Annotated in this window: 19 protein-coding genes; 10 read left to right on the top strand and 9 right to left on the bottom strand. The window is 53.0% G+C overall.

Translation table 11 applies throughout. The features are described from left to right. Positions 1 to 7 precede the first annotated feature (7 nt). On the bottom strand, positions 8 to 1,012 hold the full coding sequence (argC, locus tag FDW97_RS04865; RefSeq protein WP_085049753.1) for an N-acetyl-gamma-glutamyl-phosphate reductase: 1,005 nt from the start codon (positions 1,010 to 1,012) through the stop codon (positions 8 to 10). 155 nt (positions 1,013 to 1,167) lie between these two features. Between argC and argE the strand changes: the two genes are divergently transcribed. From argE to FDW97_RS04830, 6 genes are all read left to right on the top strand, one after another. Beyond that, the gene (argE, locus tag FDW97_RS04860) at positions 1,168 to 2,319 is read left to right on the top strand and encodes an acetylornithine deacetylase (RefSeq protein ID WP_110496288.1); all 1,152 of its coding nucleotides are present in this window, start codon (positions 1,168 to 1,170) and stop codon (positions 2,317 to 2,319) included. 279 nt (positions 2,320 to 2,598) lie between these two features. Further along, positions 2,599 to 5,250, top strand: a complete 2,652-nt coding sequence (gene ppc, locus FDW97_RS04855) for a phosphoenolpyruvate carboxylase (protein ID WP_042313352.1) — start codon at positions 2,599 to 2,601, stop codon at positions 5,248 to 5,250. Positions 5,251 to 5,461: 211 nt separating this feature from the next. Beyond that, positions 5,462 to 7,195, top strand: coding sequence for a phosphoethanolamine transferase CptA (locus FDW97_RS04850; protein WP_137350716.1), 1,734 nt, complete (start codon positions 5,462 to 5,464; stop codon positions 7,193 to 7,195). 85 nt (positions 7,196 to 7,280) lie between these two features. Continuing rightward, a complete protein-coding gene (locus tag FDW97_RS04840) occupies positions 7,281 to 8,141 on the top strand; it encodes an AraC family transcriptional regulator (protein WP_087856668.1) in 861 nt (286 codons plus the stop codon). A 245-nt stretch (positions 8,142 to 8,386) separates the two neighbouring features. Continuing rightward, positions 8,387 to 9,049, top strand: a complete 663-nt coding sequence (fsa, locus tag FDW97_RS04835) for a fructose-6-phosphate aldolase (RefSeq protein ID WP_038636057.1) — start codon at positions 8,387 to 8,389, stop codon at positions 9,047 to 9,049. Positions 9,050 to 9,061: 12 nt separating this feature from the next. Further along, positions 9,062 to 10,165 carry a glycerol dehydrogenase gene (locus FDW97_RS04830; RefSeq protein ID WP_038636055.1) on the top strand — a complete coding sequence of 368 codons (1,104 nt, stop codon included), beginning with the start codon at positions 9,062 to 9,064 and terminating at the stop codon, positions 10,163 to 10,165. Positions 10,166 to 10,250: 85 nt separating this feature from the next. Here the strand turns inward: FDW97_RS04830 and katG are convergent, their stop codons facing one another. The 3 genes from katG to FDW97_RS04815 all read right to left on the bottom strand — a co-directional run bounded on the left by katG (position 10,251) and on the right by FDW97_RS04815 (position 14,552). Beyond that, entirely contained in the window at positions 10,251 to 12,431 is a 2,181-nt protein-coding gene (gene katG, locus FDW97_RS04825) for a catalase/peroxidase HPI (RefSeq protein ID WP_042313364.1), read from the bottom strand. 167 nt (positions 12,432 to 12,598) lie between these two features. After that, positions 12,599 to 13,486, bottom strand: a complete 888-nt coding sequence (gene metF, locus FDW97_RS04820) for a methylenetetrahydrofolate reductase (protein ID WP_038636049.1) — start codon at positions 13,484 to 13,486, stop codon at positions 12,599 to 12,601. A 157-nt stretch (positions 13,487 to 13,643) separates the two neighbouring features. Beyond that, entirely contained in the window at positions 13,644 to 14,552 is a 909-nt protein-coding gene (locus FDW97_RS04815; RefSeq protein WP_137350715.1) for a LysR family transcriptional regulator, read from the bottom strand. Between the two features lie 89 nt (positions 14,553 to 14,641). Here FDW97_RS04815 and FDW97_RS04810 point away from each other — a divergent pair, with 89 nt between their 5' ends. Next, positions 14,642 to 15,019: a carboxymuconolactone decarboxylase family protein gene (locus FDW97_RS04810; RefSeq protein WP_087856665.1), complete on the top strand. Its 378-nt coding sequence runs from the start codon at positions 14,642 to 14,644 to the stop codon at positions 15,017 to 15,019. Positions 15,020 to 15,127: 108 nt separating this feature from the next. Here the strand turns inward: FDW97_RS04810 and metL are convergent, their stop codons facing one another. Beyond that, positions 15,128 to 17,560 (bottom strand): bifunctional aspartate kinase/homoserine dehydrogenase II, encoded by a 2,433-nt coding sequence (metL, locus tag FDW97_RS04805; RefSeq protein ID WP_085049747.1) that lies wholly within the window; start codon positions 17,558 to 17,560, stop codon positions 15,128 to 15,130. A 2-nt stretch (positions 17,561 to 17,562) separates the two neighbouring features. After that, positions 17,563 to 18,723 carry a cystathionine gamma-synthase gene (gene metB / locus FDW97_RS04800; protein WP_069324858.1) on the bottom strand — a complete coding sequence of 387 codons (1,161 nt, stop codon included), beginning with the start codon at positions 18,721 to 18,723 and terminating at the stop codon, positions 17,563 to 17,565. Between the two features lie 265 nt (positions 18,724 to 18,988). Here metB and metJ point away from each other — a divergent pair, with 265 nt between their 5' ends. Then, positions 18,989 to 19,306, top strand: coding sequence for a met regulon transcriptional regulator MetJ (gene metJ / locus FDW97_RS04795; RefSeq protein WP_003825168.1), 318 nt, complete (start codon positions 18,989 to 18,991; stop codon positions 19,304 to 19,306). A gap of 53 nt (positions 19,307 to 19,359) precedes the next feature. On the opposite strand, the gene FDW97_RS04790 is transcribed toward metJ, so the two are convergent. The 3 genes from FDW97_RS04790 to rpmE form a co-directional block, all read right to left on the bottom strand. After that, a complete protein-coding gene (locus tag FDW97_RS04790; RefSeq protein WP_137350714.1) occupies positions 19,360 to 20,784 on the bottom strand; it encodes an MFS transporter in 1,425 nt (474 codons plus the stop codon). A gap of 89 nt (positions 20,785 to 20,873) precedes the next feature. Then, positions 20,874 to 21,554: an oligogalacturonate-specific porin KdgM family protein gene (locus tag FDW97_RS04785; RefSeq protein WP_087856663.1), complete on the bottom strand. Its 681-nt coding sequence runs from the start codon at positions 21,552 to 21,554 to the stop codon at positions 20,874 to 20,876. A gap of 338 nt (positions 21,555 to 21,892) precedes the next feature. After that, positions 21,893 to 22,105 carry a 50S ribosomal protein L31 gene (gene rpmE / locus FDW97_RS04780; RefSeq protein WP_038636025.1) on the bottom strand — a complete coding sequence of 71 codons (213 nt, stop codon included), beginning with the start codon at positions 22,103 to 22,105 and terminating at the stop codon, positions 21,893 to 21,895. Positions 22,106 to 22,362: 257 nt separating this feature from the next. Between rpmE and priA the strand changes: the two genes are divergently transcribed. Both priA and cytR read left to right on the top strand, forming a co-directional pair. Continuing rightward, positions 22,363 to 24,561 (top strand): primosomal protein N', encoded by a 2,199-nt coding sequence (priA, locus tag FDW97_RS04775; RefSeq protein ID WP_087856662.1) that lies wholly within the window; start codon positions 22,363 to 22,365, stop codon positions 24,559 to 24,561. A gap of 154 nt (positions 24,562 to 24,715) precedes the next feature. Then, positions 24,716 to 25,741, top strand: coding sequence for a DNA-binding transcriptional regulator CytR (gene cytR / locus FDW97_RS04770; protein ID WP_003028807.1), 1,026 nt, complete (start codon positions 24,716 to 24,718; stop codon positions 25,739 to 25,741). Positions 25,742 to 25,825: the final 84 nt, after the last annotated feature.

Genomic DNA, 25,825 nt, shown 5'->3' with positions numbered 1-25,825 from the left:
TGCACCCTTAAATAAGAGACTGCGTTTCAGCAAAGCCGAAACGGATATTTGCGCACTGCATCGCCTGTGCCGCCGCGCCTTTTAATAAGTTATCTTCGGTCGCCACCACGATCAGATGCTCTCCCTGCACGGCAAACCCGATGTCACAAAACGGTAAGCCCACCACGTTTTTCAGGGCCGGGACGCCTTTGTCGTACAGACGTACCAGTGGTTTATCGCCATAGGCTTGTTGCAGTGTCTGGGCCACCTGCGCATGGGTTACGCCCGCTTTCAGACGGCAGGTGATCGTTTCCAGAATTCCGCGCGGGAAGTTCCCCAGATGCGGAGTGAAGATCACTTCCGCGCCGAGGTGAGTTGCGATTTCCGGCTGATGACGATGGGTAAACACGCCATAGGGCTGCAGGCTCACTTCGCAAAAGCTGTTCGAGATAGCCGCTTTACGGCCTGCCCCGCTGACGCCGCTGGTCGCATTAATCACCGGCCACTGGCTGAGATCCAGCAGTCCGCCGTCAATCAGTGGTTTCAGCGACAACTGCGCCGCCGTCGGATAACAACCCGGTACGGCAACCAGATTCGCTTCTTTCAGTTGCTCTGCGCTCCACTCCGCCAGACCGTACACCGCCTGCTCCAGCAATTCGGGGTGCTGATGGGTAAAGCCATAATATTTTTCATAGAACGCGCTATCGTTAACACGAAACGCGCCTGAAAGATCAAACACCACACATCCGGCCTGCAGAAACTGCGGGGCCAGGTCATGACTGACCTCATGCGCTGTGGCGAGGAACACAATGTCCACCCCTGCGCTAAACTCGCTGATATCCGACATTGGCTGCAACGGTAAATCGACAATGCCTTTCAACTGCGGATGCAAATCGGAGATGAGTTTTCCTGCATCATTGCTTTGCGCTGAGACGGTCAAAGCGGTTATGTTCATATCAGGATGGCGATTTACATAGGTCACAAGCTCTGCGCCGGCATAGCCGCTGGCGCCCACAATCAGCGTATTCAACATCGGGGCAGCTCACCTTCTTAGATTCTGTTGCCAGGTATAAGCCTTTATCACCTCACCTTACACTTGGTGGGTTTTATTACGCTCAACGTTAATGTATTTTTATTCATAAATACTGCATGAATATTGATACTATCATGACCCGAGGTGTGTCAACAATGAAAAACAATTTACCGCCATTTATCGAGATTTACCGCGCTCTGATTGCCACGCCATCGATTAGCGCCACCGAAGAAGCACTGGATCAAAGCAATGCAGGTTTAATCACTCTGCTGGCGGGCTGGTTCAAAGATTTAGGCTTCAATGTAGAGGTTCAGCCGGTCCCCGATACGCGCAATAAATTCAATATGCTGGCGAGCATTGGACAAGGGGCTGGCGGTCTGTTGTTAGCGGGTCATACCGATACCGTGCCGTTTGACGACGGACGCTGGACGCGCGATCCGTTCACCCTGACAGAGCATGACAATAAGCTCTACGGCCTGGGTACGGCAGATATGAAAGGCTTCTTCGCGTTTATCCTCGACGCGCTGCGCGACGTCGACGTAACGAAGCTGAAAAAGCCCCTCTACATTTTGGCCACTGCCGACGAAGAGACCAGCATGGCGGGGGCGCGCTACTTTTCTGAAACCACCGCTCTGCGCCCGGACTGCGCGATCATTGGCGAACCCACCTCCCTGCAGCCGGTGCGTGCGCACAAAGGGCATATCTCTAATGCAATTCGCATTTTGGGGCAGTCGGGTCACTCAAGCGATCCAGCGCGTGGCGTCAATGCGATTGAACTCATGCATGATGCTATCGGCCATATCATGACTCTGCGCGATGACCTGAAAGAACGCTATCACCATGACGCTTTTACCGTTCCGTACCCGACGTTAAATTTGGGTCATATCCACGGTGGTGACGCCGCCAACCGAATCTGCGCCTGCTGCGAGCTGCATATGGATATTCGCCCGCTGCCCGGCATAACGCTCAACGATCTTAATGGTTTACTTAACGATGCGCTGGCCCCTGTCAGCGAGCGTTGGCCGGGTCGCCTGACGGTGTCGGAACTGCATCCGCCTATTCCTGGCTATGAGTGTCCGCCAGACCATCAGTTGGTTGAAGTCGTCGAAAAACTGCTGGGAGCGCAAACGGAAGTGGTGAACTACTGCACTGAAGCGCCGTTTATCCAGACGCTTTGCCCGACGCTGGTGTTGGGCCCAGGCTCCATTAATCAGGCACATCAGCCAGATGAATACCTGGAAACACGCTTCATTAAGCCAACTCGCGAATTGATCACCCAGGTTGTGCATCATTTCTGCTGGCATTAATCGTTTATAACCTTGCTCATCCTTCAGCGGTGAGCAAGGTCATTTATTAACATTTTCATAAGCACAGCTTATTTGATTCGATGTGAATTAAATAACGTAAATTCCCGCCATTTTTTCGTTTGCTGAACCGATTTCGCAGCAATTGACGTCACGAGTTTTACGTGGCTTTATAAAAGACGGCAAAAAAATTAAGTCCGAAAAATTTCACGTTGCAGCAGTGTTGACGGCGGCGCGAAAGATACAGGACATTTACAAAAGAGATGGGGTGTCTGGGTAAATATGAACGAACAATATTCCGCGTTGCGTAGTAATGTCAGTATGCTCGGCAAAGTGCTGGGAGAGACCATTAAGGATGCGCTGGGAGAGCACATTCTTGATCGCGTAGAAACAATCCGTAAGCTGTCCAAATCATCCCGCGCTGGCAATGAAGTCAATCGCCAGGAGCTACTTACGACGCTGCAAAACCTGTCTAACGACGAACTGCTGCCGGTTGCCCGTGCGTTTAGCCAGTTCCTGAACCTGGCCAACACCGCCGAGCAATACCACAGCATTTCGCCCAAAGGCGAAGCAGCCAGCAACCCGGAAGTGATTGCTCGCACTCTGCGTAAATTGAAAGACCAGCCCAATCTCGATGAAGCCACCATCAAAAAAGCCGTGGAGTCACTCTCCCTGGAGCTGGTTCTGACTGCCCACCCGACAGAAATCACCCGTCGTACGTTGATCCATAAAATGGGTGAAGTAAACGCCTGTCTCAAACAGCTTGATAACAAAGATCTCGTCGATTATGAACGCCATCAACTGATGCGCCGTCTGCGCCAGTTGATTGCCCAGTCCTGGCATACGGATGAGATCCGCAAGATACGCCCAAGCCCGGTTGATGAAGCCAAATGGGGCTTCGCCGTGGTCGAAAACAGCCTGTGGGAAGGCGTGCCGAACTATCTGCGCGAGCTGAACGAACAGTTAGAAGAGAATCTGGGTTATAAGCTGCCCGTTGATTTTGTTCCGGTTCGCTTTACCTCCTGGATGGGCGGCGACCGTGACGGCAACCCGAACGTGACGGCGGATATCACCCGTCACGTGCTATTGCTCAGCCGTTGGAAAGCCACCGACCTGTTCCTGAAAGACATTCAGTTTCTGATCTCTGAACTGTCGATGGTGGATGCCACGCCGGAACTGCTGGCGCTGGTCGGCGAAGAAGGCGCAGCAGAACCATACCGTTATCTGATGAAAACCCTGCGTTCACGTCTGATGGCAACTCAAGCCTGGCTGGAAGCCCGCCTGAAAGGCGAGAAATTACCGAAACCTGCCGGCCTTCTCACCCAAAACGAACAGCTCTGGGATCCGCTGTACGCGTGTTACCAGTCTCTGCAAGCCTGTGGCATGGGCATCATCGCCAATGGCGAACTGCTCGACACCTTGCGCCGCGTGAAATGTTTCGGCGTGCCGCTGGTACGTATTGATATTCGTCAGGAAAGCACCCGCCACACTGAAGCGCTGGGCGAACTGACCCGGTATCTGGGCATTGGCGACTACGAAAACTGGTCAGAAGCGGATAAACAGGCTTTCTTGATCCGCGAACTGAACTCCAAGCGTCCGCTTCTGCCACGTAACTGGGAACCAAGCAATGACACCCGCGAAGTGCTCGACACCTGCCGCGTCATTGCCGAAGCTCCGTATGGCTCCATTGCCGCCTATGTTATCTCGATGGCGAAAACGCCGTCCGATGTATTGGCCGTACATCTGCTGCTGAAAGAAGCCGGGATCGGTTTTGCTATGCCGGTGGCGCCGCTGTTTGAAACACTGGACGACCTCAACAATGCTGATGACGTCATGTCCCAGCTCTTGAATATTGACTGGTACCGCGGCTTTATTCAGGGCAAACAGATGGTCATGATTGGCTACTCTGACTCCGCAAAAGACGCGGGGGTGATGGCGGCCTCCTGGGCGCAATATCAGGCTCAGGACGCGCTGATCAAAACGTGTGAAAAAGCCGGCATCGAGCTGACGCTGTTCCATGGCCGCGGTGGTTCCATTGGCCGCGGCGGCGCGCCTGCGCATGCCGCACTGCTTTCTCAACCGCCTGGCAGCCTGAAAGGTGGTCTGCGCGTGACGGAACAAGGTGAGATGATCCGCTTTAAGTATGGCCTGCCGGAAGTGACCATCAGCAGCCTGTCGCTATATACCGCAGCCATCCTTGAGGCCAACCTGTTACCGCCGCCAGAGCCGAAGGATAACTGGCGCCATATCATGGATGAGCTTTCTGATATCTCGTGTGAGCTCTACCGTGGATATGTACGTGAAAACAAAGACTTCGTCCCTTACTTCCGCTCCGCAACCCCAGAGCAGGAACTGGGTAAATTGCCGCTCGGCTCACGTCCGGCAAAACGCCGCCCGACTGGTGGGGTAGAGTCTCTGCGCGCCATTCCATGGATCTTTGCCTGGACGCAGAACCGCCTGATGCTCCCGGCATGGCTGGGGGCAGGCACCGCGCTGCAAAAAGTGGTGGAAGACGGTAAGCAAAGCGAACTCGAAGCAATGTGCCGCGACTGGCCATTCTTCTCCACACGCCTTGGCATGCTGGAAATGGTTTTCGCTAAAGCAGACCTGTGGCTGGCTGAATACTACGATCAACGTCTGGTCAAAAAAGAGTTGTGGCCGCTCGGCGAAGAACTGCGTCAGCGCCTGGAAGCAGATATCGACGTCGTGCTGGCGATTGCCAATGACTCACATTTGATGGCCGACCTGCCGTGGATTGCCGAGTCCATCCAGTTAAGGAATGTTTATACCGATCCGCTGAACGTTTTACAGGCAGAGCTGTTACACCGCTCGCGCCTGGCGGAAGAGCAAGGCAATGCGCCAGATCCACGCGTTGAACAAGCGCTGATGGTAACCATCGCAGGTGTTGCTGCCGGTATGCGCAATACAGGCTAACGTCCCCCTCCCGTCGCCTTCGTGCTATTGCGCGATGGCGACATCAAAAATCGCTGTTATAACTGCTTCAATTTCAATATATTCCCGCCTGAATTTATTCATTTAATGAATGGATCATCAACAAAACGCGTTTTTTAACATCGCGACGCTTCAGTTCCTCTTAATATTTACCCGCTACTCTTGGCGACACGATTAAAGACAGGCTCACACTATGCAATCCTTACAACCCCAGTCTAAACCTGCATTTAGCTGGAAAGCCCTGGGTTGGGCGCTCCTCTATTTTTGGTTTTTTTCCTCATTACTGCAGGCCGTTATCTACTTTAGCGGCTACAGCGGATCTACCGGTTTACGCGACTCCTTGCTATTCAGTTCGCTGTGGTTAATTCCGGTATTTTTATTTCCAAACCGTATCCGTATTATTGCTGCCGTTATTGGTGTCATGCTATGGGCTGCCTCGTTGGCCGCTCTGAGCTATTACGTCATCTACGGGCAAGAGTTCTCGCAAAGCGTTCTGTACGTAATGTTCGAAACCAATGCGAACGAAGCCAGCGAATATCTGAGCCAATATTTCAGTCTGAAGATTGTGTTAATCGCGCTGGCGTATACGGCAATTGCGATTCTGCTGTGGACGCGTCTGCGCCCTGTTCATATTCCATCGCCCTGGCGCTATCTGGTGTCGTTTGCGCTGTTATATGGCTTGATTCTGCACCCAATGGCGGTTAACACGTTTATCAAACATAAACCGTTTGAAAAAACGTTGGATGGTCTCGCTTCGCGTATGGAGCCCGCCGCGCCATGGCAATTTATCTCCGGGTATTATCAGTATCGCCAGCAGTTAACCGCACTGAATAGCCTGCTGAATGAAAACAATGCCCTGCCTCCGCTGGCCAACTTTAAAGACCATTCCGGTGACGCGCCACGCACATTAGTGCTGGTGATTGGTGAGTCAACGCAGCGTGGTCGTATGAGCCTGTATGGTTACCCGCGTGAAACCACACCGGAACTGGATGCGCTGCATAAAACCGATCCTAACTTCACCGTTTTCAATAATGTCGTGACCTCACGTCCGTATACCATTGAAATCCTGCAGCAGGCGCTGACCTTTGCCAACGAGAAGAACCCGGATCTGTATCTGACCCAGCCATCCCTGATGAACATGATGAAACAGGCGGGTTATAAAACCTTCTGGATCACCAATCAGCAGACAATGACTGCCCGCAACACCATGCTGACGGTATTCTCTAAGCAGACAGATAAGCAGTTCTATATGAACCAGCAGCGTACGCAAAGCGCACGCGAGTATGACAGCAATGTGCTGGCGCCATTTAAAGAAGTCCTGGCCGACCCGGCGCCGAAAAAATTCATCATCGTTCACCTGCTGGGTACCCATATTAAGTATAAATTCCGTTATCCGGATGGTCAGGGCAAGTTCGACAACAATATCGACAATGTTCCCCCTGGCCTGGGTAATGATGAGCTGGAAGCCTACAACGATTACGACAGCGCGAATGTCTACAATGACCATATCATTGCCAGCCTGATCAAAGACTACAAAGCGACCGATCCGAACGGTTTCCTGTTGTACTTCTCCGATCACGGTGAAGAGGTGTACGACACGCCGCCGCATAAAACGCAGGGCCGTAATGAAGACAATCCGACACGCCATATGTATACGGTGCCGTTCTTATTGTGGACCTCGGAAAAATGGCAGGCCGCGCACCCTCGGGATTTCTCACAGGATGTGAATCGTAAATACAGCAGCTCAGAGCTAATCCATACCTGGTCTGATTTAGCGGGCTTCACTTACGATGGCTTCGATCCAACGCGTTCCATTACCAGCCCACAGTTTAAAGAGACGACTCGCTGGATTGGCAATCCATACAAGAAGAATGCCCTGATTGATTACGATACCTTGCCTTACGGCGATCAAATCGGTAATCAATAATCCTACACAGGCCACTCTTTAAGAGTGGCCTTTTTTTATGATGGCGGTTACTGTTCTCCCTGTCTGCTGCCTGCAAGGGATTAACATGTATCACGACATCAGCCATCTTCTCGCCCGCCTGATTAACGGCCCTACACCGCTGCGCCAGATTTACTTTGCCAGCACCTGTAGCTCAATGCCGGAACTGGCATATCAGGTTGATTTTCCCCGGCTGGAGATTGTGCTGGAAGGTGAGTTCACCGATCAGGGTATTGCCGGCACAGCAGCGACGTTACTACCTGGCGATGTCCTGTTCGTTCCGGCCGGCGGCTGGAACTTTCCGCAATGGCTCACACCGGTCACCACGCTCAGCATTCTGTTCAGCAAGCAGCAGTTGGGTTTCAACGTCGTTCAGTGGGACGGCAAGCAATATCAAAACCTCGCCAGGCAGCATGTCGCACGGCGTGGACCGCGTATTGGCTCTTTCCTGCTGCAAACGCTTAATGAAATACAGATGCAGCCGCAGGAGCAGCAAACGGCCAGGCTAATCGTCGCGAGCTTGCTGAGCCACTGTCGCGATCTGCTCGGCAGCCAAATACAGACCGCGTCGCGCAGTCAGGCGCTGTTCGAAGCCATTCGCGACTATATTGACGAACGCTACGCTTCACCGCTGACCCGGGAATCGGTCGCGCAAGCGTTCTACATCTCGCCCAATTACCTCTCCCACCTGTTTCAAAAAACGGGCGCAATCGGTTTTAACGAATACCTGAACCACACGCGACTTGAACACGCGAAGACGCTACTGAAGGGTTACGAGCTGAAGATCAAAGACGTGGCGCACACCTGTGGGTTTGTTGACAGCAACTACTTCTGCCGCCTGTTTCGCAAGAATACCGAGCGTTCCCCCTCAGAATATCGTCGGCAATATCACAGCCAGTTGACGGAAAAAGCGATTCATCAACAATAAAGAAGACAAAAATAATATTAACTGGATTTTTGTAATATAAGAAATGAACTCATAACCCACATCACCTTAATAAACACCACCTGCAACTGACATGTGAAGTAAGTCTCACTTTTGTCGATACATTACATTTATCCAGCTTTTGACAGATTTGTCAGATAGCGCCATGCGGCGAAACACTCTTATCCTGTGCACAACAACGCATTCCGGCAACGGGCTGATCACGCAAAATTAAGAGGATGTTTTGTATGGAACTTTACCTTGATACCGCCAACGTCGCGGAAGTCGAACGTCTGGCCCGCATCTTTCCTATCGCTGGCGTAACCACTAACCCAAGCATTGTGGCGGCAAGCAAAGAATCCATCTGGGATGTGCTGCCGCGCCTGCAAAACGCCATTGGCGAAGAGGGCATTCTTTTTGCCCAAACCATGAGCCGCGACGCGCAGGGGATGGTGGAAGAAGCCAAACGTCTGAGCAATGCCGTACCGGGTATCGTAGTGAAAATCCCCGTCACTGCTGAAGGTCTGGCCGCCATCAGGTTACTGAAAAAAGAGGGAATCACCACCCTGGGAACCGCCGTGTACAGTGCTTCGCAAGGTCTACTGGCCGCGCTGGCTGGCGCAAAATATATCGCGCCATACGTTAACCGCATTGACGCTCAGGGCGGCGACGGGATCCGCACAGTACAGGAACTGCAAACGCTACTGGAACTACATGCGCCAAACAGCATGGTACTGGCGGCCAGCTTTAAAACCCCGCGTCAGGCGCTGGATTGCTTACTGGCAGGATGTGAAGCAATCACCCTGCCCTTAGATGTAGCGCAACAAATGCTCAATACCCCTGCGGTAGAGTCTGCAATAGAGAAGTTTGAGCAGGACTGGAACAACGCATTTGGTCACATCAACCTGTGAGGGAAATAAAGTATGGATCGCATTATTCAATCACCTGGTAAGTACATCCAGGGTGCCGATGTTATTACCCGTCTTGGCAGCTACCTCAAACCACTGGCAGCACGCTGGCTGGTCGTTGGGGACAAGTTTGTCTTAGGCTTCGCACAATCCGCGCTGGAAAAAAGCTTCCAGGATGCCGGACTGGCGCTGGAGATCGCGCCTTTTGGCGGTGAATGTTCGCAAAACGAAATCGACCGTTTGCGCGGCGTGGCGGAAAAAGCGCAGTGTGGCGCAGTACTTGGTATTGGCGGCGGGAAAACGCTGGATACCGCCAAAGCGCTGGCGCATTTTATGGGCGTGCCTGTCGCCATTGCGCCAACCATCGCCTCTACCGATGCACCGTGCAGCGCCCTGTCCGTCATTTACACCGATGCGGGTGAATTCGATCGCTATCTGCTACTGCCGAACAACCCGGACAGGGTCATTGTGGATACTAAAATTGTTGCGGGCGCACCGGCACGTCTGTTAGCCGCAGGCATCGGCGATGCGTTGGCGACCTGGTTCGAAGCGCGTGCCTGTTCACGCAGCGGCGCAACCACCATGGCGGGTGGTCAGTGCACCCAGGCGGCGCTGGCACTGGCTGAGCTGTGCTTTAATACGTTGATAGAAGAAGGTGAAAAAGCGATGCTGGCAGCCGAGCAGCACGTGGTTACGCCTGCGCTGGAGCGCGTTATTGAAGCCAATACCTATCTTAGCGGCGTCGGTTTTGAAAGCGGTGGTCTGGCAGCGGCTCACGCCATTCATAACGGCCTGACGGCGATCCCGGATGCGCATCATTACTACCACGGCGAGAAAGTGGCGTTTGGTACGCTAACGCAGTTGGTGCTGGAAAACGCGCCGGTCGATGAAATCGAAACCGTGGCGGCACTGTGTCATTCCGTTGGACTACCGATTACTCTGGCGCAACTGGATATCAAACAGGATATCCCGGCGAAAATGCGCATTGTGGCAGAGGCTGCCTGTGCTGAAGGCGAAACCATCCACAACATGCCTGGCGGCGCAACGCCGGATCAGGTGTATGCCGCATTGCTGGTCGCTGACCAGTATGGGCAGCGTTATCTGCAAGAGTGGGAATAACCTGCCAATAAAAAATCCCCGCAATTGCGGGGATTTTTTATTCATACCATGCCGGATACGCGCAAGCGCCATCCGGCGTTTTTGTTTACAGCAGATCGAAACGATCCAGGTTCATCACTTTCACCCATGCCGCCACAAAGTCCTTCACGAACTTCTCGTGCGCATCGCTGCAGGCATAAACTTCAGCCACAGCACGCAGTACAGAGTTAGAACCAAACACCAGATCGGCGCGAGTTGCGGTGTATTTTACTTCGCCGCTCAGACGGTCACGGCCTTCAAACAGCTCTTGTGACTCATCAACCGCTTTCCATTCGTAACGCATATCCAGCAAATTGACGAAGAAGTCAGTGCTGAGTACGCCAGGACGATCGGTAAAGACGCCGTGCTGACTACCATCGAAGTTGGTGCCCAGTACGCGCATACCACCCACCAGCACGGTCATTTCCGGTGCGGTTAGCGTCAGCTGCTGCGCTTTATCAATCAACAAAGACTCAGTGGTTGATACGTCAGGGCGAGAACGATAGTTACGGAAGCCGTCCGCAATTGGCTTGAGCAGTTCAAACATCTCAATATCCGTTTGATCCTGACGCGCATCCACGCGGCCCGGCGCAAAAGGAACATTGATGCTGACACCCGCAGCGCTTGCGGCCTGCTCCACGCCTACGACACCAGCCAGCACGATAATATCGGCCAACGACGCGGTATGGGCTGATTTATAGATACCCTCTAACACGGGCAGTACGCGTGCTGCGGTAGCATTCACATCCCAACCACGCTGTGGGTCAAGCGCCAGACGAGCGCCATTCGCGCCGCCACGTTTATCCCCACCGCGGAAGGTTGATGCAGAAGCCCATGCCACCGAAACCAGCTCGCCCACGGACAACCCGGAAGCAGCAATGGTCGCCTTCAGGTTAAGAATATCTTCTTCGCTTGGGTTGAAGAACGCATGCGGCAACGGATCCTGCCAAATCAGATCTTCTTTTGGCACTTCCGGTCCGATGTAACGCGCTTTCGGCCCCATATCGCGGTGCGTCAGTTTAAACCACGCACGGGCAAAGGCTTCGTTGAACGCCTGCGGATCGTTAAGGAAACGACGAGAGATCTTTTCGAACTCAGGATCGAAACGCAGCGTCAGGTCGGTGACCAGCATCGTCGGCTTGCGTTTTTTCTCAGGATCAAACGGATCGGGGATAATCTCTGGCGCATCCACCGCTTCGAACTGGATAGCGCCTGCCGGGCTGCGAGTCTGCACCCACTCATATTTGAACAGGTTCTCGAAGAAATAGTTGCTCCACTGGGTCGGCGTTTGCGTCCAGACCACTTCCAGGCCGGAAGTAATCGCGTCTGCACCCGCGCCACTACCGTAGCTGCTGGCCCAGCCTAAGCCTTGCGCTTCGATCGGCGCAGATTCAGGATCGGCCCCAACGTGGGAAGCGGCTGCTGCGCCGTGAGTTTTACCTAACGTATGACCGCCACCAATCAGCGCCACGGTTTCTTCGTCGTTCATTCCCATGTTACCGAAGGTCGCGCGAATCGCCGCGGCCGCAGAAAGCGGTTCGCCGCTGTGATCCGGCCCTTCCGGGTTAACATAGATAAGACCCATTTCGGTTGCGCCCAGCGGCGCTTTTGCCAGTTCTTCCGGGTGACGGTGGGTCAGCCAGGCTTTTTCATCACCCCAGTTTACGTCGAGATCCGGTTCCCAGACATCTTCACGACCCGCGCCAAAACCGAAGGTACGGAAGCCGGAGTTTTCCAGCGCCACGTTGCCCGCGAGGATAAACAGGTCGGCCCAGGAGATTTTCTGGCCATATTTCTGCTTGATTGGCCACAGCAGACGACGCGCTTTATCCAGGCTGACGTTGTCCGGCCAGGAGTTCAGTGGTGCAAAACGCTGTTGTCCGCGACCCGCGCCACCGCGTCCATCGATGGAACGATAGGTCCCTGCCCCGTGCCATGCCATACGGATAAACAAACCGGCATAAGAGCCCCAGTCAGCAGGCCACCACGGTTGAGATTCGGACAGAAGGGCTCTGAGATCCCCTTTCAGGGCAGAATAGTCAAGTTTGCTAAATTCTTTGCGGTAGTCGAAGTCCTCACCCAGCGGGTTCGAACGATTGGAATGTTGGTTCAAAAGATCAACGCGGAGTTGATTAGGCCACCAGTCGCGGTTACTTCTTCCTGCTCCCGCGCTGTGATCCGGCCCGCCCTGATGGAAAGGACACTTACCGGCAGTTGATGCGTTCTGGCTATCGTCGGACATGCTCATCTATATGCTCCCTTTACAGTGTTATGACTACGATATACACCACCAAAGATTAGATATAGTCGAAATAACCCACAGATTCGATAGCCAGATCCTTTTATATTTTTAGTTACAGAGATGTAGATCAAAATGATCAATAAAAAACCCTCCGCAGAGGGCTGACGTACTGATTATGCCGGTCTTACTCCCAGCGTGTGACAAATTGCGTAGCTCATTTCGGCGCGATTGAGAGTATAGAAATGGAAATCTTTCACCCCTTCGCGGCTGAGAATTTTCACCATATCCATGGCAATGTTTGCGCCCACCAGCTTGCGGGTTTCCGCATCGTCATCCAGGCCAGCAAACATAGTCGACATCCATGCCGGAATGCGGACGTTGGTCATGTCGGCAAATTTTTTCGCCTGTTTAAAGTTAGATACCGGCAGGATGCCCGGAATAATTTCCACATCGATACCCGCAGAAACGCAGCGATCGCGGAAACGCAGATAGCTTTCTACATCGAAGAAAAATTGGGTGATCGCGCGGTTCGCACCGGCATCAACCTTACGCTTCAGGTTCAGCAGATCGGCCTGAGCGCTCTTCGCTTCCGGGTGCACTTCCGGGTAAGCCGCAACGGAGATATCAAAGTCCGCAACGTCTTTCAGCAGAGTCACCAGGTCAGAGGCATACATATCCGGTTTACCGCTTCCCGGCGGCAGGTCACCGCGCAGGGCAACAATATGACGAATACCGTTATTCCAGTAGTCCTGAGCAATAGTGCGCAGCTCATCGCGGGTCGCATCAATACAGGTCAGGTGCGGCGCCGCTTCAAGCCCGGTGCGATCCTTGATCCCTTTAATAATGCTATGCGTGCGGTCGCGCTCACCAGAGTTTGCACCGTAAGTGACTGAAACAAACTTCGGCTTCAGGCTGCTCAGGCGATCGATAGAGTTCCACAGGGTTTGCTCCATTTCACTGGTGCGCGGCGGGAAAAATTCGAAAGAAACGTTAATCTGCCCCTGTACTTCGGCCAGACTCTGATTCAGCGCTTCCCGCTGGTTGGCGTGAAAAAAGCTCATACCTTACCTCATCAATCTTTTGTCGTTATATGTTGTGTTGTGAACTGCTATACGTTTAGACGTCTAGATGTAAAAATGACGGAAAAGCACGCTGGCGTCAACACAAAAATCATCGTTAAAGGTGAGGAATACTCAGTCAACGTGAAAATAATTCACATCAACCTGAAAGACCGAGGGATTGGTTCACAACCGTCTGCAACCACTGCAACGTTGCTTCGCTCTCAGGCAGCATTACCAGTCCCACGTGGATACGCAATTCGGAATCGGTAAGCGGCAGAAATATCACGCCCTGACGCTGGATAGCGGAAAAGGAGGCCGGGAGTAAACTCAGACCGTCGCCATGCGCGATCCGCGCCAGCAGCACGTCATGTTCCAGCGGCTCTTCAATACAGGCTGGAGAGTAACCGGCGCGGCGAAAAATATGTCGGGTGTAATCAAAAAAGGCAGGATTCCGTTCGCGTTTAAACCAGAACAGTGGTCGGTGGTTCAGCGTCGTTAATGAGAGTGACGGCAGGCTCGCCTCTGGCCAGATCGCGGGTAATGCGGCAATCATCGGTTCTTGCCAGCCGAGTGGCATGACGGTAAGCCCGGGAGTCTCAAGCGGTAACGCCACCAGCGCTGCATCCAGTTTTCCCCGACGAACCTGACGCACCAGCTCAGGCGAACCATGACGAACAATATGTAGCCTCTCCGTACGCTCGTGTAGCTGCGATTCAAGCGAAGCAAAAACACCTTGTTCAAACGCCGTACTTAGCCCCAGGCGCAGAGAGTGCTCCCCAGCTTGCGCTAACTGGCTCAACGTCGCGCAGGTTTCTTCGTACATCGTCAGCACTGGGCGCACTATTTCAAGTACGCGCAGACCGTCTTCCGTCAGCGTCAGCCCACGGGTATGACGGACAAAAAGCGTCATCCCCAGACGTTCTTCAAGCTGGCGAATGTGGCGACTCAGCGGCGGCTGCGACATAAATAAACGCTGCGCCGCCCGGCTCATATTGTTCTCTTCCGCTACTACGGAAAAGTAACGCAGCAGACGAATATCCAGAGAGTGCAAAGGCGATGTTGTCATACCAAAAAGGTATCACGGAAATGGTATTATCCCAATCATTCTGCACGCTCTATCCTCAGGCTATATACCAGACAAATGAGGAAGAGATTATGCATTCAGAACGCTTTATTACCGGTCAGAAGATGCTGCAAAAAGTGGATGGTAAAGGGGGCGATGCGGTCGTCGAAAGTCTGCAAGATATTGCGCCAGACTTCGCCCGCTACCTGCTTGAATTTCCTTTTGGCGACATCTATTCAAGACCGGGATTGGATTTACGCAGTAGAGAGATTGCTACCGTCGCGGCGTTAACGGCGCTGGGTAATGCCGCCCCGCAGTTGAAAGTGCATATTGGCGCGGCATTACACGTTGGCTTAACACAGGATGAGATCGTAGAAGTGATTATGCAGATGGCCGTATACGCTGGCTTTCCGGCCGCGTTGAATGGTCTGTTCGCCGCGAAAGAGGTGTTTGCCTCCCACAGAGGCTAAAACAACAGGCCAGCGGTGAGATTTACCCGGTGGCGCTGCCGCTTCCCGGGCCTATGGTTCGTGTCATAGCCAGGCAGGATAAGCGTAAGCGCCATCCGGCAACGCAAACTACAGCAACTGCGCCAGGCGGTTGATATCCGACTGAATGGCTCCGGCGGTCACATCGCGGCCTGCGCCAGGTCCGCGGATCACCAGCGGGTTATCGCGATACCAGCGGCTTTCAATGGCGAACACATTATCGCACGGCAACAATGCCGCCAGCGGGTGCTCAGAACGTACCGCTTCAACACCCACACGTGCTTTACCGTTAGCGTCAAAACGCGCCACATAGCGCAGCACCAGCCCCATTTCACGCGCCGCTTCCAGACGCTGCACCATCTGCTCGTTCAGTTCATCGCCATTTTCAAAGAAATGGTCAATAGAGCCTTCTTCACAATGCGCAGGCACCAGCGACTCCACGCGAACCTGATCCGGCTCGATGTCGTAACCCGCTTCACGCGCCAGAATCACCAGCTTGCGCATCACATCCTTGCCGGAAAGATCCACCCGCGGGTCTGGTTCGGTCAGCCCCTGCTGCCACGCCTGATCCACCAGGTCGGTGAACGGCACCGTGCCATCAAATTGCAGGAACAGCCACGACAACGTGCCAGAGAAGATCCCGCTGATCGACAGAATGGTATCTCCGCTATCAATCAGATCGCGCACGGTATGGTTGATCGGCAAACCTGCGCCCACGGTGGCGTTATACAGCCAGTGACGACCGGTTTTTTCAAACGCATCATGGATTTGGCGATACTTATTACTGCTGCTCGCACCCGCCAGTTTGTTAGCGCTGATAACATGGAAACCGTGACTGGCGAAATCCAGATATTGATCCGCCAACTGCTCGCTGGCGGTTACGTCCAGCACCACTAAATCATCATACGGGTGGGCGCGCATCCACAGGAACAATGACTCTTCATCCTGTTCCACTGCCTCATCATCAAAGAAGGCCAACGCGCGACTGGCATCCAGCCCTTCATAATTCAGCAGACTACGGCGGCTATCGACCACGCCCGCCAGCACGAACTCTAATCCGGTACGCGCCGAGAGCGTACTTTGCTCACGGGCGAATAGCTCCAGCCAACGTGATCCAATATTCCCCTTCCCGAACAACACCAGGCCGATTCGTTTTTCCGCGCGGAAAATTGACTGATGCAGACCCTGAATCAGGCTCTCCGTCGGTCCGGTACGCAGTACGGCAACCAGGCTGATGCCCTCCTCCGACTGCCAGGTGAATTCGACCGGCTGACCTTTCAGTTGCTGCCAGAAGCGGTGGCAGTGCAGCGGGTTACGGGTGACGCCCGCCCCGACCATCGCCACCAGCGCCAACCCCTGGCGCAGACGCAGCTCGCCCGGCAATCCGGCCTCATCAAGAATTCTCAACGCGCCGTCAGCGACTTCGGAGGTATAGCAAAATTGCAGCAGTTGGCGATCGGGATGCACACCGACCGCCAGCGGACGCACCTGGGTGCGTTTTAAAATCTGATCGACCTCTTTATGGGCCAGCTTAAAGTCCTGACCGGTGGGAACCTGAAACTCAATCAGGCAGACGTCGTCATGACTGGTCACGATACGCGCCCCGGTCCCGGAAGCCAGCACGCGTTCAATACGCGTTGAACCTTGCTCAGGGGTATAGCTACAACGCAGCTGGAGATCAATATCACTGCCGGAAACCGGCTGTAAGGTACGGGCATGGAGAACCGGAGCCGCCAGACGCGCCAGTTCGCTGGCTTCATCCAGACGCAGCAGCGGTAGCAGGCAGGCATCTTTTACTTTACGTGGATCCGCGCTGTAAACCCCGGCGACATCACTCCAGATGGTTACGCGGGAAACCCCGGCCAGCGCGCCAACCTGCGTCGCCGAGTAGTCAGAACCATTACGCCCCAGCAGTACCGTGTCACCGGCGTTGTTACGGCTAATAAAGCCGGTAACGACCAGGCGTTTACCCGGATGTTGCGCCAGAAGTTGCTGCAACAATGGGTAGGAGAGACCTTCATCCACCTGCGGCTGAGCGCTACGCTCCGCACGTAAAAAATCGCGCGCATCCAGCCAGGCCGATTCCAGACCTTGTTGGTTAAGGACAGCGGACATCAAACGCGCCGACCATACCTCACCGTGTCCGACGACTTCAGCATAAACGGCATCGTTCACGCCGCTGTCGAGTAATCCGGCCAGACGCTCCAGGTCGTGAATAAACGCACCGATCAGGCCGTCGGCCACTTCTGGTGGTAACAAACCGCTAATCAGCTCGCTCTGATAGCGACGTAACGCCTGCTGAACCTGATGCGCAGAAAGACGATCGGTCTGGCTTAACTTCAGCCAGCTAATCAACTGGTTAGTGGTACTGCCTGCGGCTGAAACAACCATCATGTCATCAGGCTGCGAGTATTCCGCCATAATGCCTGCGACACGCAGATAACATTTCACATCAGCCAGACTACTACCACCAAATTTGTGCAGTTGACGACCCTTCGCCCCTGCCTGCGCAATCACACTCATGTTTACCCCTTGTTTGCAGCCCGGAAGCCATTTTCCAGGTCGGCAATTAAATCTTCGCCATCTTCAATACCGGTGGAGATACGCAGCAGCGTTTCCGAAATCCCTGCCGCCGCGCGCGCTTCTGGCGCCATTCCCGCGTGTGTCATGGTTGCGGCGTGGGAGATCAGACTTTCAACGCCTCCTAACGATTCCGCCAGCGTAAACAATGACAGCCCGCCAAGGAAGCGACGCAGCGTTTGCTCATCGCCATCCAGTTCAAAACTCAGCATCGCGCCAAAGCCTTTTTGCTGACGCACGGCAATCTCATGCCCTTGATTATTCGGCAATGATGGGTGATACAATTTTTTCACCAGCGGCTGCGTTTGCAGATAATCAACAATCGCCTGAGCATTACGTTGCGCCACCTCCATACGCGGTGACAGAGTACGCAGGCCGCGCAACAGCAGATAACTATCAAACGCGCCGCCGGTCACGCCAATATTATTCGCCCACCACGCCAGTTCAGTGACCGTTTCCGGATCTTTCGCTATCACCACACCAGCCACCACGTCTGAGTGACCGTTTAAATATTTCGTGCATGAATGCAACACCAGATCGGCGCCCAATGCCAGTGGATTTTGCAGTGCCGGGCTTAAAAAAGTGTTGTCTACCACGCTGACTGCACCAGCTTCACGCGCCAATTGACAGATTTTCGCAATATCCACCACGCGTAGTAGCGGGTTGCTTGGGCTTTCTACCAGCACCAGCTTCGGTTTTTCCGCCAGCGCCGCCTGCAACGCCCGCTCATCACCTTGATCAACAAACAGTACGCGATAACAGCCTCGCTTTGCCAGACTGTCAAACAGGCGATAGCTGCCGCCGTAACAGTCGTGCGGCGCAACCAGCAGATCGCCAGGTTTCAGGAATACCGTCGTCACCAGATGAATCGCCGACATGCCGGTATTGGTTAGTACCGCACCCGCGCCACCTTCCAGTTCTGCCAACGCGCGCTGAACCACATCGCGCGTCGGGTTACCGCGGCGTGAATAGTCATGGGCGCGAGGCTCATTAAAGCCGGTAAAGTTATAGGTACTGGAGAGGTGAATCGGCGGGACAACGCAACCGTACTGTTCGTCGTCATTTAATCCGCTACGCACTGCGATGGTGGCCTGTTTACGCGTCATAGAGAGGAGATCCTGGCTGAGTCGGTGAAAAGTCAGGCACCAGATTAATCATAGTTACGATAGCCGTCAATACATCTGGACATCTAAACTTCTTTGCGTATAGATTGAGCAAACCGCAAATAGCCGTTAAAATTATATGCATTAGCGTACATCCGCGTCGGCTTACTTCGTGTCAGGGCCGCGCCACTACGATAAACTACGCGCAATTATGGTCCGGGCTCAGGTTCTGGCCTCAATATTAATGACGAAGAGGATTAGGTATCTCATGGCTGAATGGAGCGGCGAATATATCAGCCCATACGCTGAGCACGGTAAGAAGAGTGAGCAAGTAAAAAAAATTACGGTTTCCATTCCTCTGAAGGTGTTAAAAATCCTTACCGATGAACGCACGCGTCGTCAGGTGAACAACCTGCGCCACGCCACCAACAGCGAACTGCTGTGTGAAGCGTTTCTGCATGCTTTTACCGGGCAACCACTACCCAACGATGACGACCTGCGTAAAGAACGCAGTGATGAAATCCCGGAAGAAGCAAAGGTAATCATGCGTGAACTGGGTATCAACCCGGAAACGTGGGAATACTGATCGTTAGAGAAAGATGAAAGAAGGCGGGATTATTCCCGCCATCTTTCACAACATTACTTACTAATCCCATTGATTTTATTCAATGTTTCTTCCATTTTGAGCGTTTCTTTACGGTTCAATGGATAGCAATAAATCAGAATGACCGCCGCCAAAAACAGGCACAAAGCCGGCAAGAGATTCGCCATCGTATAAATATTTTCCTGCACGATGCTGGTTTGCACAGCCCCACCCGTTGAGGAAGATTGATAACCAATGATGGCCAGCATAAAGCCGCCAATCGCCCCGGCGCACGCCTGACCAACCTTGCGGGCGAAGAAGTTCACGCCATAAACGGTACCATCCTCACGATCGCCAGTGACATACTGGTGATAATCACAAACATCGGTCATAAACGCCCATATCATCAGGTTGAATAACCCCGCCCCCAGCGTCGCCAGAAACAGGAAAACCAAATAGACTTTCGCGTCGGTAATGTGGACGAAGTACATAATCAGATACATCGCTACCGCAAAGAGCAACGCGCCTACACTTGCTTCTTTTTTACCAAACCGCTTCGTGAGCCAGGATGCCGATGGCGCCAGCAAAACCAGAGAGCCAAAGGTAAACAGCAATGCAACGGACATGGCCTCTTTGTTATGGAAATAGTCATTAAACAGGTAGGTCATATTGGTCCCGGACAACCCCTGATTAATCACAATCAGCAGATCCACCACAACCAAAACAATCAGCGCCTTATTACGTAATAGCCCCTTCAGCAGCACCGACACGGGCATGCTCTCTTTTCTCTCCACACGCACGCGTTCTGTCGTTAACTGACAGGTCAGGGTTAAAAAGAGAAAACCCAGTACTGCGCAACCCATGGCAATCCAGAAGAAATGCTGCCCGGAAATCACCTGGCTTCCGTCCGCCAGGGTGGTGTACATCAGAATGGGAATAAAAAAGCCGGTTGCCCCACCGCCGATGGCAGACCCAACGCTGCGCCAGGTGGAGAGCGAAACACGATCTTCCGGGTTCGAGCTAATCGCCGCAGACATGGCGCCATACGGGATACTGACCGTCGATAACAACGAACCGTAGATAAAATAGGAGCAGCAGATGTAGATAATTTTCGCCGTATAAGAGAAATCATTCACAAATGGCAGGAACAGGACGACCGCAATGATGCAAAACGGATATTTCATACGGCGCACCCACGGGTTAAACCGTCCATGTACCGTTAGTTTAGAGGTATCACATAAGCGCCCTACGCCAACATCGACAAACGCATCAAAGAGTTTGGTCACAAAATAGAGCGAGCCGACAATAACCCCGGAAATACCGAGTACGTTGGTGTAATAAATCATTAAAAAACTGTTCACCAGCCCAAGAATAAAACAGGTTCCGAGGTCGCCACACAAATAACCAAATTTATCTCTTAATCCGAAAGGCCTGACAGCAATACTTTGATTACTTCCGATTATAGTTCCATCATTAGACATGATATCAACTCCTTAGACTCATTATTCACGCAAACTATATGGATATACCGATGCTCGGCGTAATAAACCGCTATGAAGAGTATTAACGGTCAGAAGTTATAACCGAGACCGACACGATAACGAGTCTGGCGATCGTCTGTGGTGGTGGTGTTATAACCGGAGGAAACGTTACCCACCTCAACAAATGGAATCCAGGAACCTATTTTATAAGCTACACGGAAGTTATATTCATAATCGTCTTTTCGGTTGTTATATAAATCTTCGCTATCGGCAATTTTATAAATACCGTTAAGCTCAAACATCCAGTCATGAATGTTATAACCGAGCCATGCTTCCGGACGATAGACCATGCGATCATCCTTGCCGTCAGTGTTTCTGCGCATGTACTCCTGACGATAGCGGAACGCAGTCCACCAGTTGTCATTGATATTGTACTGTACGCGGATATAAGGTTTGTAAATCGTAATGTTATCGCCCGTTTCGATCGCAATACCCGGCTGCCAGATAAGATCCCGCCAGGTAAACTGGTAGCTTGCAGTATACTCGTTGCCATTACTTTCCATATTATTCCACGCATCATTAGATTGCGTATCTTCGGAACGTGAAATGGCTTCAACGGCTACACCAAAACCAGTCGCAAAACGATGAGACATATAAACACGATCGTAATTGCGCCCATCGTCATAATATTCATGACGATAATCAACATAACCCGCTTGCGCGGTCACAGAGAATAATGGAATCAGTAATAACGCAGATTTAAATTTCATGACCATCCCTCTTCACACTAAATCAAGGAAATTATCCATCTCGTTCCGTCCATTAATGGGAAACGATGAAGGATTAAGAATAATTTTATATTTCCACGAAAGTGTATTTTAGAAAGAAAGCAGAAACCTTTGGTATTTTGCCAACAATTGGCATGAGTGGCAAAAATCAGAAGATAAAAAGGATGTAGATCACCAGTAGAAACATTTTACCTAAAAAATAAAAACACTGTTTTATTTATTAAACAAAAGACACTATTCAACACATCAATATGAATTTCATTCTTCAGGCGCAGAAACAAAAAAAGCGCCGAAAGGCGCTTTTTTCTGACAGCTGAGACTTATTTGCTGCCTGGGATGTTGAAACGCTTGTTGAAGCGATCAACGCGGCCACCGGTAGCAACATCACGCTGCTTGCCAGTATAGAACGGGTGGCACTTGCTGCACACGTCGAGGTTCAGATCGTGACCGACGGTGGAGCGGATTTTAATGACGTTACCGCAAGAGCAGTTTGCAGTAATTTCTTCGTATTTCGGGTGAATATCTTTTTTCATGGGAAAACCTCAGTTTAAGGCCGCGTCGCTCTTCCAGCCCTAACGCCAGACACCACGCGATGTTAATTATTCCCCGTCACCTTTCACACTGCATCAACAGCTTGAAATTCTCGGGTAATGGTCATTGTTTGACGCAATCAATTTGCATCAAAGGCGGCGAATCATACAGAAATTAACCTGCTCATGCAAACTGATCCGCATTCTACCCTTCACTAATGTGTATACTAACCCGCCAGATTTCAAGTCAGGATGATTCAATGCCCGTTGCGCACGTTGCCTTACCCGTTCCGCTACCTCGCACCTTTGACTACCTTCTGCCGGAAGGCATGAGCGCCAAAGCCGGGTGTCGTGTACGCGTGCCTTTTGGCAAGCAACAGGAGCGCGTGGGCATCGTCCTTTCCGTTAGCGAGCACAGCGAACTGCCGCTCAACGAATTGAAAGCCGTTCTCGAAGTGCTGGACAGCGAGCCGGTCTATTCGACCTCCGTCTGGCGTCTGCTGTTGTGGGCAGCTGACTATTATCATCATCCTATTGGCGACGTGCTGTTTCATGCCCTGCCGATTCTGTTACGCCAGGGACGCCCGGCTGCCAACGCGCCCATGTGGTACTGGTTTGCCACTGAAGAGGGCCAGGTTATTGATCTCAACGGCCTGAAACGCTCTCCCAAGCAGCAGCAGGCGCTGGCAGCATTACGCCAGGGAAAAATCTGGCGCGACCAGGTGGCAGAGCTGGAATTTAATGACGCCGCCTTGCAGGCGCTACGTAAAAAAGGCCTGTGCGATCTGGCAAGCGAAACACCAGACTTTAGCGACTGGCGTACACACTACGCGGTTTCCGGTGAGCGTCTGCGGCTGAATACCGAACAGGCTACCGCCGTCGGGGCGATCCACAGCGCCTCGGACAGTTTTAGCGCCTGGCTATTAGCGGGCGTGACGGGATCGGGTAAAACAGAGGTCTATTTAAGCGTACTGGAAAATGTGCTCGCCCAGGGCAAACAGGCGCTGGTGATGGTGCCGGAGATTGGCCTGACGCCGCAAACTATTGCCCGGTTTCGCGAGCGCTTCAATGCGCCGGTCGAAGTCCTGCACTCGGGTTTAAATGACAGCGAACGTCTTTCGGCATGGCTGAAGGCGAAAAATGGCGAAGCGGCGATTGTCATCGGCACGCGCTCGTCGCTGTTTACACCGTTTAAAAATCTGGGCGTGATTGTCATCGACGAAGAGCACGACAGCTCTTATAAACAGCAGGAAGGCTGGCGCTATCATGCGCGCGACCTCGCGGTTTATCGTGCCCATAGCGAACAAATTCCCATTATTCTCGGCTCAGCCACCCCAGCGCTGGAAACGCTGTGCAACGTGCGGCAGAAAAAATACCGCATGCTGCGCCTGACGCGCCGCGCCGGAAATGCGCGCCCAGCCACTCAGCACGTGCTGGATCTGAAAGGTCAGCAGGTACAGGCCGGACTCGCCCCTGCGCTTATCGCCCGTATGCGTCAGCACCTGCAGGCGGATAACCAGGTGATCCTGTTTTTAAACCGCCGGGGTTTTGCTCCTGCCCTGCTGTGCCACGACTGTGGCTGGATTGCTGAATGCCCGCGCTGCGATCACTACTACACGCTGCATCAGGCGCAGCACCATCTGCGCTGCCACCACTGCGACAGTCAGCGTCCGATACCGCGTCAGTGCCCTTCCTGCGGCTCAACGCATATGGTTCCGGTAGGACTCGGCACCGAACAGCTTGAGCAGGCTCTGGCGCCTTTTTTCCCCGGCGTGCCCATCTCACGCATCGATCGCGACACGACCAGCCGTAAAGGGTCGCTGGAGCAGCATCTGGCGGAAGTGCATCGCGGCGGCGCGCGAATCCTGATCGGCACACAAATGCTGGCGAAAGGCCACCATTTCCCGGACGTCACTCTGGTGGCGCTGCTGGACGTTGACGGCGCGCTGTTCTCCGCAGATTTCCGGTCGGCAGAACGCTTCGCCCAGCTCTACACGCAGGTTTCCGGGCGTGCCGGTCGCGCCGGGAAACAGGGTGAAGTGGTGCTGCAAACGCACCACCCTGAACATCCGCTACTGCAAACCTTACTGTATAAAGGTTATGACGCTTTTGCCGAGCAGGCGCTGGCCGAGCGACAAACGCTCCAGCTTCCCCCATGGACCAGCCATGTGATCGTGCGGGCAGAAGATCACAACAACCAGCATGCGCCGATGTTCTTGCAGCAGTTACGAAATCTGATTCAGGCCAGTCCGCTGGCCGATGAAAAACTGTGGGTGTTAGGCCCGGTTCCCGCCCTGGCGCCCAAACGTGGCGGTCGCTATCGCTGGCAAATTTTGTTGCAGCACCCATCGCGAATTCGCCTGCAGCATATCGTCAGCGGCACACTGGCGCTGATCAATACGTTACCCGATGCGCGTAAAGTTAAATGGGTGCTGGATGTCGATCCCATCGAGGGATAATCCCTCACGATGCGAGGCGGATCGTAAAATTAAAGATCCATCACACTTTTTATGAAAATTCTGTAACCGCTTCCATTCACTATCTGATAAAAATGTTTCAGATGAAGGTTATCCAGGGACGAGTCTGTGCCAGCCGCCCTGGCGAGGAGAAAGAGTGAAACCGAATAAGCAGGTTGCCGCCGCTACGATGAAAGATGTTGCCCTGAAGGCGAAAGTCTCAACGGCAACCGTATCCCGCGCATTAATGAATCCAGACAAAGTTTCGCAGTCAACCCGTAACAAGGTTGAGCAGGCAGCTCTGGAAGTGGGATATCTACCTCAATCGATGGGACGCAACGTAAAGCGTAATGAGTCACGTACCATTCTGGTGATTGTGCCTGATATCTGCGATCCGTTTTTTAGCGAAGTCATTCGTGGCATAGAAGTCACCGCCGCAGAACAGGGATATCTGGTGCTTATCGGCGATTGCGCGCACCAGAATCAGCAGGAAAAGACCTTTCTTAACCTCATTATCACCAAGCAGATCGATGGCATGGTCCTGCTCAGCTCGCGCCTGCCGTTTGATGCCAGCGTTGAAGAGCAGCGTAATTTACCACCGATGGTTATGTCCAACGAGTTCGCGCCAGAGCTGGAACTCCCCACCGTGCACATTGATAACCTCACCGCCGCCTTCAACGCGATGAATTATCTGCTGGAGTTGGGACATAAACGCATTGGCTGTATCGCCGGACCAGAGGATATGCCGCTGTGCCATTACCGTCTGCAAGGTTACGTTCAGGCACTGCGCCGCAGCGGAATTACGGTCGATCCGCATTTCATCGCGCGCGGAGACTTTACCTATGAAGCGGGAGCTAATGCGCTTAAACAGCTCCTGGCGCTACCACAGCCGCCTACCGCAGTCTTCTGCCACAGCGATGTCATGGCGCTTGGCGCCCTCTCTTACGCCAAACGTCAGGGCCTGAAAGTACCCGACGATTTATCGATCATTGGCTTCGATAACATTTCGCTCGCGGAATTTTGTGATCCACCCCTGACAACCGTCGCACAGCCGCGTTTCGATATCGGACGCGAAGCTATGCTGTTACTGCTCGATCAATTACAAGGGCAGAACGTCAGCAGTGGCTCACGTTTACTGGACTGCGAGCTTATTATTCGGGGTACAACCCGGGCACTGACGTAAAGTAAAGTGCTTTCGGACTCCCCTGTCTGGTCAAAGGCCCGCCGCTTAAGTAACATGGCGGGCTGACGAACGAATAAATACAGC

This window comes from Citrobacter sp. wls708 (genome assembly GCF_005281255.1).
Classification (GTDB): Bacteria; Pseudomonadota; Gammaproteobacteria; order Enterobacterales; family Enterobacteriaceae; genus Citrobacter; species Citrobacter werkmanii.
The sequence above is the reverse complement of the archived record's forward strand: the minus strand, read 5'-3'. Positions and strand labels throughout refer to the sequence as shown.